Below are 12,158 nucleotides of genomic sequence, written 5' to 3' on the forward strand. Positions count from 1 at the left end.
GACGGCCCGTTCGTCGTAGTCAACTGCAGCGCCATTCCTGACACGCTGCTCGAAAGCGAGCTGTTCGGGTACGAGGAGGGCGCCTTCACAGGAGCGCGCAAGAAAGGCAAGCTAGGCCGGTTTGAACTTGCAGACAACGGCACGCTGTTTCTGGACGAGATCGGCGACATGCCCCTCCACTTGCAGGGGAAATTGCTGCGCGCGCTTGAGGACAGAATGATAGAACCGGTGGGAAGCGTCGAGTCGCGGCCCATAGATGTCCGCATAGTCGGGGCAACCAACAGAGACCTAGACGCAATGGTAGAGAGTCGCGAGTTTCGCAAAGACCTGTTCTATAGGCTTAACGTCGTCCCAATTTGGATGCCTCCTCTGAGAGAACGTAGAGAGGACATCCCAATGCTGGCGCGGTTCTTTCTAGACAAGCATTGCCGCACCACAGACAAGCGCATAACCGCCTTCAGTGACGAAGCACTCCGATGCATGTTAGCATATGAGTGGCCGGGCAACGTCCGCGAACTATCCAACAGCGTGGAGTACGCAGTGAACATCGAGTCTGAATCTACAGTGCAAACAACCAGCCTTCCGCAGAGAGTATGGGTCATCAGCAACACACCGCGACAAGGCGCCGTCGGCGACTCACAAGGCCTGGAAGAGCTGGAACGCAAGGCGATACTCGAAGCGCTCCAGCACCACGAGGGCGAACCGCACGCCAAGGAGAAGGCAGCCCGGGAACTCGGAATACATGTGACTACACTGTACAGAAAGCTTGCCAAGTACAGTCTGGCCTAGATATCATCCGCGGCCCGCGCCCGCAGCTCCTCAGCTCGCGTAGAGATCCTGAGCAACGTCTTCCATGCCCAGCTCCGAGAGCCTCTCCTTCGACGGGCGCCCGTCTTCATGCGACCAACGCATGGCATCGAGATACTCGGACAGGATCAAGTCTGAGTCGACCGAGAATCCGGCCGTGGGGCCTCCCTCCAGCGGAGGGGTTCCAAGGATCCGTGGCGGGAAATGCGTTTTTACCAGGTTCACTCCTTCACGGACATTGAAGGCTTGCCTCATGTTCGAGATACGCTCACCGATCTCAATCGCTTCCGGCACTCCCGTCGCCATCCCTGTGACGGCAGATAGGAACTCAGGCACGCAATCCACGTTGGTGGAGAGGTATCCGAACAGGCATACACCCGCGCAGTTGGCCACGTTGCAGAGGCATTCAAGAGACTTGAGCTGGGCGCCTCTACCTGCTTGGCGCTCGCGGTCGGCCCCATAGCCGGGGATCTCATCATCAAAGGCGGGCGGTTTGCAGAACTGAGACGCCTGTATGTGCTTGCCGGGAAACATCCGGTATATGACGCTCATAGCGGGCTCGTATCTCGGGTCATGCATGGCTATTGCCTCGCCTTGCACGTGAATCGCAAATGACTCGGCGCCCTTGCCTATGGCCTTCGCTGCCCTCTCAGGTCCCATAGACAGGACTTCACCCAGTCCGCGGCCCAGCGCAATGTCCTCTGTGAGTTTCACAACAGCGTCGGGGTTGCCCCATGATAGGTCAAGGCCTCCGGCATCCTCCGCGCTGATGAGGCCCTTTTCGTATGCCTCCATGGCAAACGCCACCATCGATCCAGTCCCAATCGTGTCCAGTCCGTACCGGTTACAGATGTCGTTTGCCTTGATGATAGATTCGGGGTTGCTGTTCATACAGTTGGATCCAAAGGCAGATATCGTCTCGTACTCCGGTTGATGACTGTCCTCTACAGCATAACGTCCCTCAGGGATGTTGAACGTGCCGCTGCATGCAATCGGGCAACCGAAGCAACCGTACTTCTTAGTCCTGAACTTGTAGAAGCTGTCCTGATGCAATGACTCGATCTGAGACTGGTCAAAATCAGCCAGACAGGCTCCAGCCCAATTCTTCACAGGGGCATCGCCGCCAAATGCGCACAGCGCAAACAGGGCAGGCGTTCCAACCATATAGAGCTGCGACGAGCCCACATGCTCAACTCTAATCTGTCTCATGTACTTGGTCCTCAGCTCGCTGGCCTTTCCGCTGTCTGCAACCGGAACAGGCTTATCTCCGCGGACCACAATGGCCTTGACCTTTTTCGAGCCGAGTACTGCCCCGAAACCGGATCGTGCGGCAGCCCGGCCTCTGTCGTGAATGATGCAGGAAATCAGGCTTCCTCTTTCCCCGGCTGGACCAATACAGGCTACCTGAGCGTCGCGGCCGTACAGCCCCTTTAGAGTGCTATCCGCTTCGTATGTCGTCATTCCCCAGAGTTCTGATGCATCCTTGAGTTCAACGCGTCCGTTATCGATGGAGAGATACACCGGAGCATCCGATGCTCCGGTAAAGAACACCATGTCGTATCCGGCACGCTTCAGTGCGGGACCAAAGTATCCTCCGGAGTTTGCGTCTCCCCAAGTATGCGAGATCGGCGATTTCCCCATTACGGTGAATCTGGAACCGACCACGGCCGGACTTCCGGTCAACGGTCCGGTTCCGAATGCTACTATGCTGTCGGGATCCAGCGGATCCAGGCCAGCCTTCTGATTGTCGTATATCATGCGCATCCCAATGCCATACCCACCGAGATAGTTGCGGCACATCTCATCGTCTAGGCACTGGTCTGTCAGCTTTCTTGCGGAAAGGTCTATCCATAGCGTCTTGCCCATGTATCCACCGAGCATAGCTAATCCCCCGTTCGCACTCTCATAGGACTCGTAGATACGTAAGTCGACCTCCTGGCACAACCTCTATCCCTTGACCGCTCCTCCAGTAAGCCCGCTGACCAGGTGCTTCTGGATGAACATGAATAACACTATCGGAGGAATGGTGAACAGCACTGCGGCCGCCATCATGTCGCTCCACTCAATGGTGAACTCCTCTCGGAAGGAACTCAGGCCCACCGATAGCACCCAGTTTGCCTGGCTGCTCACGAGCGTGCGCGCAAAGAAGAACTCGTCCCAGGCAAGGATGAAAGCGAATATCGATACAGCCACCATTCCCGGGAGCACAAGCGGCATTATCACCCGATATATCATCTGTCCAACGGTGCAGCCATCTATCATGGCTGCTTGATCCAGCTCCTTGGGAATCCCATCAAAGAAGCCTTTCAGTACCCATATGCTCATCGGCAACGTGAAAGCTGTGTTTGCAACTATCAGCCCGCCCAGCTTGTCGTGGAGCCCGGTCCGTCTGAACAGCACATATATCGGTATCGCCAAGAGCGATGCAGAGAGCATCTGAGTCCCCAAGATCGCGAGTCCAGTGATGGAATTGAGCCTTGTCTTGTAACGTGAAAGGCTGAATGCTGCGCCCGCAGCCAGCGGCATCGACAGGGCGACAGTGCCCACTGCAACAATGAGAGTGTTGATGAACCACTGCCCTATTGGCTTGGCTTCGCAGATCCTCCTGAATGCCTTAAGCGACGGGTCCCTGGGCAGGAGACTGGGTCTCTCGCTGAACATACTCTCACCCGTGATTGACTGCACGAGCATCCAGTATACCGGAAAGTTGAGGGCGAATACTACGATTATCGCAACCACTAGAACGGCGATTCTTCCTTTCGGCGTCCTCATGCTGCCCTCAAGCCTCCTCTCTCAGGAAAAGCCTTGAATAGACCAACGTGATCAAGAAGGTAAACGCCAGCGCCAGTATGCCGATGGCGGATGCGGAACCGAGGCGGAAGTACTTGAAGGCCTCCAGATAAGTGCTCACCGGGAGTATCTCGGTGGCTCGGGCAGGCCCGCCCCCCGTGAGAAGATAAATTATGGAGATCCTCTTGAATGTATAGAGTATCAACAGCATGACTAACACGGAGTTCACTGGTTTGAGCCCCGGCAAAGTAACATGGATAAACTGCTGTAGTCTACTTGCTCCATCCGCATTAGCAGCCTCGTACAGTTCCCGTGGAATGGCCTGCAGCCCCGCAAGCAACACGACCGTGGCCAGCGGAAACTGCTTCCATATGGTCACCATAGTCACAGTCCAGAGCGCCATAGCTGAATCAGTAACCCATCCTACCTGCGAGCCCAGAAGGCTGTTGACGACGCCGAACTGGTAATCAAGCATCCAGTTCCACGTCATTACGGCTGCGACCTCGGGGATGGCCCATGGCAACAGCACAAGTCCTCTCAGTATCGCTCTTCCCGGAAACTCCATATTCAGCAGCAGGGCAGTGATCAACCCGATCGCGTAGGAGCCAATGGTTACTCCAAACGTGTAGATAAGAGTGATCCACAGTGAGTGCCAGAAATCCGGATTGCTCAGCCAGTTGGCGTAGTTGGACAGCCCTGCGAATGATGGCGGTGAAAGCGAAATCAAGGGCGCATCCGTCAAGCTCAGCCCCATAGTCGTCAATATGGGGTAGATCACCACTGCACCCATTATTATTGCAGCAGGCAAGATCAGGGCAGCTGAGGCCCTGGTCATGGCGCTGTTGGAGCATATCATTCCCGTTGTAGCGGCGTTAGGCGACGCTTTTCGCATTCGGCTCACCAAGAATGGCCTCCTAACCTATGACTAGCTACGACTGATGATGATTGTGGGAGGGCGGGATGATCCGCCCTCTCCATGTGTCATCTCGCTACCGTTTCAGTGTGGCAGCCCACTTCACCATTTTCTGCTGTACATCGTTCATGGCCGCCTCCACGGTGGTCCGCCCGCCCCATACGCGAGCGATGCCGTCCACTGCCATGCGCTGGACTTCACCTGCATACTCCTCAAAACCAGGGGCAGAGTAGCCGAATCCAGCGGGATACTTGGCAGCCACATCCACCATGCCTGCGATCCACGGATGCTCTTTGAGAAGAGCAGGGCTTATGTCAGCCTTCTGCCCCGGGATCTGCAACAGATCCTCGAGCCATCTGCTCTGCCATTCGGGCTGGTTGTAGATGGAGAGGAGCGCAAACGCCTCCTGCTTGTGCTTGGCCCGAACAGGAATGGTGTAGAAAGCCCCACCTGTGATCGCAGCATGCGTCGGAGTTGGCGGAGCGCCGAATCCTATATACTTGTAGAGGTCTGGGGCTGCTTCCTTCACATACGTGATCGCCCATGGCCCGTCTATGAGCATGGCGATCTTCTCCTCGACGAACATCTTGCGGAGCATTGGGCCATCAAGGCCTTTAGGAGTCAGATCTTCATCGAAGAAGCGCTTCAGGAATGACAGACCCTGTATGGTCTTGGGATCGTTCGCGGTGGGCACGCCATCCTTGGAGAAATCGCCCCCGAAGCCGATAGCCCACTGCATGAGCGGGATATATGCCTCAAGGACATCAGCCGTTCTGGTAGTGAAACCGTACCCGAACGCGCCCGTAACCTGCTTCACTTTCCGTGCGGCAGCGAGCATCTCCTCAGGGGTGGTGGGGACCGCAACCCCAGCTTTGTCAAGCAGTCTCTTGTTGTAGATCAAGCCGTTGGGCGAGGCTGTCAGGACGACTCCGTACGTCTTCCCTTCATACTGGGCCACCTTCTGAACCGGAAGCAGGTTGTTCTTCCAGTTCGCCTTGGCGAGGTAGCTATCCAGGGGTTCCAGCAAACCCAGGCGCATCAGTTTGGGCATCATGTTGGTAAACACAGGCGCTAGGTCAGGGGCGCCTCCACCTGCCATATCGATGAGTAGTTTTTCCTCGTACTGACCCGCTGGAACGAGAGCGGGGATCACCTTCACTCCAGGGTTCTGGGATTCGAAAATGGCTACGCCGTCTTTAAACCAATCGCCGGTTCCAGCTTCGCCCCACATCCAGCTTGGGAACTGAATCTGCGTGTCTGCACCGCGAGCAACTCCAAGCGGCGCCATGACCAGAGCTATCAGGAGAGTGGCCAACATTATCCGTTTCATCGATCGAGAGCACCTCCTAAGTAGTCGTTTGGATCTGCATGCATTCGTCCCGCTGTCTTACCTAGAGCTCAGGTCGTGCTGTATGGCGCCTGCATCACCTCCATCTCTGGTCCTCGGCATCCACCGCTTCAGCCTGCCCACTCGTCTGAAGTGGTGAAAAATCGGATAGGCTCTCCAGGTCAATCTCTACAGCCATCAGGTGGGCTCGCATTGCTCTCTCAGCGCCTCTTGAATTTCTCTCCTTGACGTTTCTGAATACTTCGTTGTGTGTATCGTAATAGCCATCTTGCGGCCCCACAATCCCTACTGCGGGATAGTAGATTCTCTGCATCAGGTCGAGTATCTGCCCGAGCGTTTTGATAAGGATCCGGTTATGTGTCGCCTCAGCCATGCATATGTGAAACTGCTTGTCGGCCGTTGTTAGTGATTCGGCATCTCCTGATGCCACGTGCAGACGCTCCATCGCGCACGCGAGCCTGGCGATGTCCTGCGCGGTGGCCTTGCGCGCCGCAAGAGACGCTATGGCCGGTTCGATGATCTTCCTGGACTCCATGATCTCAAATGGGCTTCCCTCTTCCACTAGGAGCAAGTCAGACCTGGCAATTCCCCCGGGACTCATCTTGGCAAGATACGTTCCGGCGCCCGGCCGTCCCTGTATCACACCACTCAGTTTGAGTGCACCCAGAGCCTCACGCACGCAAGTCCGGCTCACTCCGAACTTCTCGGCGAGGACTCGCTCAGTGGGGATGCGCTCCCCCTCCCTAATCTCACCGCTCTCGATCATCTTGCGGAGACCTTCCAGCACCTCAGAGTAGAGGTTCCGGGGCTGCAGCACCATTTCTGAACACTGCCCTTCTCAATCTCGAGGCCAATTGGTCTGATTATCCTACCAAGACAATTCGACGCTGCAGACCCGAGTCCTGCCTCCGTCATCAAATTGACTCATTGATCATCCGACTGGTCCCTTGCAGAACTCCATGCATAGTCGCGCCATGACGGCGCATGCAATAGGCAGTGCATCCTCAGACGGGGAAAAGTGTCCATTGTGAAGTGGGTAAGCCGCGTCGCCCGCTGCTCGGCACCCAAAGAACAGATAGCATCCGGGCACTCTCTCGGCGTATAGAGAGAAATCGTCAGCAGCCATACTAGGCGTCATGTGTTCGATGCACTCGGGTCCGAGCACTCCCTGAGCTGAACTCGCAGCAATCCGGCACATCCGCTCATCATTTACGAGCGTGGGGAGGAGTCGGTCATATCTCAGCGTCGACTCCACGCCGTACGCTCCTGAGCACATCGCTGCTACTTTTTCAATCCGCGCCGCCACAAGCTCTCTGACTGGCTCTCCGAGCGTGCGGACGGTCCCGGTGAGAACGGCTCGGTCGGCGATGATGTTCCGCGCTTCGCCTGAGTGCAATGTGCCCACCGTGACTACCGCCGCTTCCATCGGGTCTACATTCCTCGAAGCAATCTGCTGCAAGCCGATTACCACCGCCGACGCTGCCAGAATGGCATCACGCCCCTGATGAGGCATCGCGCCATGCGCCGTAACACCAGCGAGCTCAATATCGAAACTATCGAGCGACGCCATGACGGGGCCTATGCCGATTCCGACCTTGCCCACCTCGAGATCAGGCCACATGTGCATCCCGAACACCGCATCAGGCTCGTGCTCAGTGAGTACGCCCGCATCGATGAAAGCCCTTGCCCCGCCATCTGTCTCCTCTGCAGGCTGAAACATGAAGACTACTGTCCCGGGCAGCTTGGAGACGTTTTCTTTGAGAAGTGCAGCTACACCCAGCAAAACCGCACAATGCATGTCATGGGCGCACGCATGCATCAAGCCCGGACGTTCGGACGAGTATGGCAGGCCAGTCTCCTCGGAAACCGGCAGGGCGTCCATGTCAGCCCGCAGCCCCACGACCGGACCAAGCTCGGCGCCTCTCAAGATCGCCAACACGCCTGTTCCACCCACTCCGGTTCTGACCTCGAACCCGAGATCTCGAAGCCTGTCCGCTATCAACCGGGCGGTCGCGCGCTCCTCAAACCCCAGTTCAGGATGGCGGTGTATGGCCCGCCTCGCTGTAACCATGGCTTCTCGCATGGCAATGGCTCTGTCGAGAATGTCCCCGGTCTCGCGCATCTTCATGTGACTCCATTCTCAAAGCATGATCTGCCTCGCACCCAGCTCAGTTGATATGCACAATCTTGCCGGGGTTGAGGATCAGGTTCGGATCCAGTGCTGTCTTGATGGACTTCAGCACCTGTATCTGGGCCTGGTCTACGAAGCGTTCCAGCGGCTTCAGCCGCTTCGCGCCTATCCCGTGCTCGCCCGACAGGTTTCCGCCATGTCGGTAGGTCGCACTGTACATCTCATGAAGCGCCTTTTCTTTAGTGGCCTCCCAGGTCGCATCGTCCATCCCCTCCCTCAGGAGAGTCGCATGGATGTTCCCATCTCCGGCGTGCCCGAAAGCTGGGATTTTGACGTCACATTCCTCCGCTATGCGGGAGATTATTGAAAGCAGTTGGGGTATCTCCGAAATCGGGACGGTGATGTCCTCCATGCAGTAGACCGGGCTGACCACGCGGAGAGCCTCTGCAACGCACTTGCGCGCCTTCCATATGCGGTCCTGCGTGGCAAGGTTGTCCGCCACATACACCTCGAGCGCTCCGCACTGCATGCACATGTTGCCAATTGCCTCGTATTCGGCTTCAATCTGCTGCTCGCTGCTGCCTTCGAGTTCGACTATAAGGTAGGCGGCGGCATCGCTGTGCGGAAGAGACGAATTGAGGTACAGCTCGGCCGCTTTAATGGACAAGCTGTCCATGAACTCCACTGCCGTGGGGACAATCCCGCTCTCGGTCATCACCCTCGGCGCCACTTCAATGGCCTTCTGCATGTCGTCGAACGGGGCCAAGAGATCCACTCGGAACTTGGGCAGTGGGAGGAGCTTGAGCCAGGCCTTTGTGATCACGCCGAGCGTTCCCTCCGACCCCACAAACAGATGCACCAGATCATAACCTGTAACATCCTTGACGCACTTTCCGCCCGCCGTTACGATTTCGCCAGTGGGCAACACCACCTCCAGCCCGTACACGTGCTTTGAGGTCGTGCCGTATTTCACCGCCTTGTTGCCGCCGGCGTTCTCTGCAAGGTTTCCGCCTATCTGCGAGCTCTCTGAGCTACACGGGTCTCCGGCATACAGCAACCCTTGCTCCCGCGCGATCCTCTGAATCTCGCCGGTAGTCACGCCGGGTTCCACAACCATGAAAAGGTTTCGCCGGTCGACCTCGATTACTCGGTTCATGTTCTCAAGGGAAAGGACTATGCCCCCGTGCATCGGCACACACCCTGCCGATAGCCCCGTCCCTGCTCCTCTCGGGGTAACCGGTATCGTCTCTCTGTTGGCCAGTCGCATGATCTCGGAAACCTCGGCCGTTGTGTTCGGCTTGACCACAACATCGGGCATGCGCACGTATGCTGCTTCCGACACCTCGTCGTGGGCATACGGAGCGAGTTTCTCCGGGTCCGTCATCACTCGAGCAGGGTCCAGAATCTGCACGAGTTCGTCGACTATCTTCCTTGTTACAGCTGCATATCGTCCCATCGTTTTTCACCTCGCTCCGGACAGACGCTCATTCTTCGCGTGCTTGATCTTGTCAATCAGCTCAGGCGCCACATCGAAGAGATCTCCTACGATGCCGTAATCGGCAACCTTGAAGATCTGGGCGTCTTTGTCTTTGTTGATCGCTACGATGGTTTCTGACGTTTGCATACCGGCAAGATGCTGTATGGCGCCGGATAGTCCGATCGCCACATAAAGGCGCGGCGACACCGTCTTGCCGCTCAGCCCTATCTGGTGCGGGTACCCGATCCATCCCAGGTCCACCGCGTCCCGCGTCGCGCCAACGGCCGCGCCGAGCAACCCGGCGAGCTCCTCCACCAGCTTGAAGCTGTCGCGGTTCTTCAGGCCCTTGCCGCCCGCCACGACAATCTCCGCGTCTTGCACGCTCACATCCTGCGATGTGTCGCGGACGAATTCCAAGAGACGCTCTCCAGCAAACTGCGCATTATCGCATACAGCCGTTCTGACCACAATATCGCCGTGTCGCCCGAGATCCCGGGGAAGGGGCCTCGCCGATTTCGGCCTGACCGTCGCCATCTGGGGTCTTGCAGAAGGCGTCTTGATTGTCGCCATGACATTTCCGCCTATGGCAGGCCTAGTTTGCAGGAGCAGTCTTTCCTTGTCGTCTATGTCAAGCCCAGTGCAGTCTGCCGTCAGCCCCGTGCCGAGTTTCGCGGCGACATGCGGCATCAGAGTCCTGCCGGCAGTGGTGGCAGCAGCCAGAACGATCTCTGGGCGAATCTGACCGATCAGAGCCGCCAGTTCGGCCGAGTAACGCCTGGGAATGAACCACTCGAGGCTGGGATCATCCACCAGATAGACGACGTCGGCGCCTCGTTCTACTATCTCACGCCCAGATGCCTCGAGGCGATGACCAATGACCACGCACGCGAGGCTGACTCCCAACTTGTCGGCGAGCGTCCGCCCCCTTGCCAGGAGTTCGTATGTCACAGAATGCACTGATTCGCCTCTTTGCTCACCTACGACTAACACACCTGAGTAATCCACGGACTCACCCTCTTTCGGGAAACGCAAGGACTAGATGACTTCTTTCTCTATCAGCAGATCGACAAGCAAGCCCACAGCGGCGCCTCCCGAGTCCTGCTGGCGAAGGACAGTATCACGCGTGAATTTCGGCCTGAAGACCTGTACTACGCGAGTGGGCGACCCCGAAAGGCCAACTATGTCTTGGGTCAACCCCAGATCATCAGGGGTCAGCAGCGGAATCGGAGCGGTCCTGGCGGCAAGCTTCCCTGAAAGCGTGGGAAAGCCGGGCTCGTTCATGTCCTTCACTACCGTGACGAGGGCAGGCAGCGGGATCCTAACACGCTCGAAGCCCTCTTCGACCACCCGTTCAACGACCGCATGGCCCTCCTTGACCCGAATCCCCCTCACATAGGTGGCAACCGCTATATCCAACATGGCAGAGATCATAGGACCAACCTGCCCGGTTTCGCCGTCAGTCGCCCTCTCTCCGCAAAGGACGAGGTCGCTCGGGCCCAGCTTCCTGCCTGCCACGTGCTCTATCGCCAGCGCCAGCGCTCGCGCTGTGGCCAGGGTGTCGGATCCGGCGAATCCCCGGTGACACAGGAGATGCGCCTCATCGGCCCCCATGGCTATGGCCTCTCTGAGGGCCCGGGACGCCGGAGGAGGTCCCATGCTCAGAACCGTGATCTTTGAGCCATCGATCGACCTCTTCAACTCAAGCGCCGCCTCAAGGGCATTCTCGTCTAGCGGGTTGATGACGTTTTCATGATCGGTTCTTACCATGGTCCCGGTCTTCTCGTCCATCTTGACGTTGGAGGTGCCGGGCACCTGCTTAAGCAGTACGAATAGATTCATATTGACCACGCGCCTCTTCAGTGTTCTCCGTCATCAGTGCTCGGAGCCGTGGACTGCTGTTTGCAGAGCATGCACAGCAGCCTCGAGATCCGGACGTTGCCATACGTTCCTCCCGAAGACTATGCCGCGCGCGCCAAGGTTCGCTGAGCGTCTGGCGCCTTCAACTACACTGTCAAACTCGGGTCGAGTCTGTCCTCCAAGAACTGTGACCGGCACAGGCGACCAGCGTACGACCTCCGCGAACTCGTCGTCAGTCCCAACGAGCGGGGCCTTGAGAATGTCGGCGCCCAGTTCGACGGCGATTCGCATCATGTGCCGTAGTACGTCTACGCTGGCCATCTCCTCCCGGGTGGAGGTCATGCCCCATAGGACCGTTTCAAGCATGACAGGCATGCCAAGCCTGTGCGCCTCCTGTATCGAGGCTGCAACGATCTCAAGATTGTAGGCATACAGATCCAGTTCGCGCTGGCCGAAGACCAGAACCATCTTTACGGCGTCCGCTCCAAGTCGAACAGCGTCCTCTACCTCAAGGATCTTCCGGTAGTCTTCTGTCTCCGCCTTCCGGCCGGGGACAGTGCTACCCATGAAGTAGTCAGCAGCCAGCACGACTCCAGGGGCGTTCCGGCGTTCCCAGAGCCCACATACCCGTTCGAACAGCCCTGGGTTGAGCAGCAGCGCATCTACTCCTGACTCGATCAGTGCTTGAACCTTCTGCCGCGGATCCTCAAGCCCGCGCGGAACGCCCTCGATTCCGTGATCGACCGCGACTATGACCGATTTCCCTGTGACGGCGTTGAATAGCCTGCTCATGCGGATCTGGACTCCAGTATTCATCCGCCGGCGCCCCCTCTCC

The 12,158-nt window shown here is 57.6% G+C and carries 11 protein-coding genes; 1 reads left to right on the forward strand and 10 read right to left on the reverse strand.

Features of this window, described 5'->3' with window-relative positions; genetic code table 11:
- Nucleotides 1-789, forward strand: a 789-nt coding sequence (locus VB144_01165; protein MEA4882264.1) for a sigma 54-interacting transcriptional regulator, incomplete at its 5' end; no start/stop codon positions are given.
- Between the two features lie 30 nt (nucleotides 790-819).
- Here the strand turns inward: VB144_01165 and VB144_01170 are convergent.
- The 10 genes from VB144_01170 to VB144_01215 all read right to left on the reverse strand — a co-directional run bounded on the left by VB144_01170 (nucleotide 820) and on the right by VB144_01215 (nucleotide 12,139).
- On the reverse strand, nucleotides 820-2,688 hold the full coding sequence (locus tag VB144_01170; protein MEA4882265.1) for an aldehyde ferredoxin oxidoreductase family protein: 1,869 nt from the start codon (nucleotides 2,686-2,688) through the stop codon (nucleotides 820-822).
- A 66-nt stretch (nucleotides 2,689-2,754) separates the two neighbouring features.
- Nucleotides 2,755-3,579 (reverse strand): carbohydrate ABC transporter permease, encoded by an 825-nt coding sequence (locus VB144_01175; GenBank protein MEA4882266.1) that lies wholly within the window; start codon nucleotides 3,577-3,579, stop codon nucleotides 2,755-2,757.
- A gap of 7 nt (nucleotides 3,580-3,586) precedes the next feature.
- On the reverse strand, nucleotides 3,587-4,489 hold the full coding sequence (locus VB144_01180) for a sugar ABC transporter permease (protein MEA4882267.1): 903 nt from the start codon (nucleotides 4,487-4,489) through the stop codon (nucleotides 3,587-3,589).
- A gap of 97 nt (nucleotides 4,490-4,586) precedes the next feature.
- The gene (locus VB144_01185; GenBank protein ID MEA4882268.1) at nucleotides 4,587-5,840 is read right to left on the reverse strand and encodes a sugar ABC transporter substrate-binding protein; all 1,254 of its coding nucleotides are present in this window, start codon (nucleotides 5,838-5,840) and stop codon (nucleotides 4,587-4,589) included.
- A 94-nt stretch (nucleotides 5,841-5,934) separates the two neighbouring features.
- Complete coding sequence (locus VB144_01190) at nucleotides 5,935-6,678, reverse strand: FadR/GntR family transcriptional regulator (protein MEA4882269.1); 744 nt, start codon at nucleotides 6,676-6,678, stop codon at nucleotides 5,935-5,937.
- A 111-nt stretch (nucleotides 6,679-6,789) separates the two neighbouring features.
- A complete protein-coding gene (locus VB144_01195; GenBank protein ID MEA4882270.1) occupies nucleotides 6,790-7,980 on the reverse strand; it encodes a M20 family metallopeptidase in 1,191 nt (396 codons plus the stop codon).
- Nucleotides 7,981-8,026: 46 nt separating this feature from the next.
- On the reverse strand, nucleotides 8,027-9,445 hold the full coding sequence (locus tag VB144_01200) for an FAD-linked oxidase C-terminal domain-containing protein (protein ID MEA4882271.1): 1,419 nt from the start codon (nucleotides 9,443-9,445) through the stop codon (nucleotides 8,027-8,029).
- A gap of 6 nt (nucleotides 9,446-9,451) precedes the next feature.
- Nucleotides 9,452-10,471, reverse strand: coding sequence for an electron transfer flavoprotein subunit alpha/FixB family protein (locus tag VB144_01205; protein ID MEA4882272.1), 1,020 nt, complete (start codon nucleotides 10,469-10,471; stop codon nucleotides 9,452-9,454).
- 30 nt (nucleotides 10,472-10,501) lie between these two features.
- Entirely contained in the window at nucleotides 10,502-11,305 is an 804-nt protein-coding gene (locus VB144_01210; GenBank protein ID MEA4882273.1) for an electron transfer flavoprotein subunit beta/FixA family protein, read from the reverse strand.
- A gap of 33 nt (nucleotides 11,306-11,338) precedes the next feature.
- Nucleotides 11,339-12,139: a hypothetical protein gene (locus tag VB144_01215; protein MEA4882274.1), complete on the reverse strand. Its 801-nt coding sequence runs from the start codon at nucleotides 12,137-12,139 to the stop codon at nucleotides 11,339-11,341.
- Nucleotides 12,140-12,158 lie beyond the last annotated feature (19 nt).

Source organism: Clostridia bacterium, assembly GCA_034926675.1.
In the GTDB taxonomy this organism is placed as follows: domain Bacteria; phylum Bacillota; class DTU025; order DTU025; family DTU025; genus JAYFQW01.

Bases quoted from the DNA above. Each gene is read 5' to 3' on its own strand.
- VB144_01180 (MEA4882267.1), bottom strand. From the start codon at position 4,489: ATGCGAAAAGCGTCGCCTAACGCCGCTACAACGGGAATGATATGCTCC.
- VB144_01195 (MEA4882270.1), bottom strand. From the start codon at position 7,980: ATGCGCGAGACCGGGGACATTCTCGACAGAGCCATTGCCATGCGAGAA.
- VB144_01190 (MEA4882269.1), bottom strand. From the start codon at position 6,678: ATGGTGCTGCAGCCCCGGAACCTCTACTCTGAGGTGCTGGAAGGTCTC.
- VB144_01175 (MEA4882266.1), bottom strand. From the start codon at position 3,579: ATGAGGACGCCGAAAGGAAGAATCGCCGTTCTAGTGGTTGCGATAATC.
- VB144_01170 (MEA4882265.1), bottom strand. From the start codon at position 2,688: ATGCTCGGTGGATACATGGGCAAGACGCTATGGATAGACCTTTCCGCA.
- VB144_01200 (MEA4882271.1), bottom strand. From the start codon at position 9,445: ATGGGACGATATGCAGCTGTAACAAGGAAGATAGTCGACGAACTCGTG.
- VB144_01210 (MEA4882273.1), bottom strand. From the start codon at position 11,305: ATGAATCTATTCGTACTGCTTAAGCAGGTGCCCGGCACCTCCAACGTC.
- VB144_01215 (MEA4882274.1), bottom strand. From the start codon at position 12,139: ATGAATACTGGAGTCCAGATCCGCATGAGCAGGCTATTCAACGCCGTC.
- VB144_01185 (MEA4882268.1), bottom strand. From the start codon at position 5,840: ATGAAACGGATAATGTTGGCCACTCTCCTGATAGCTCTGGTCATGGCG.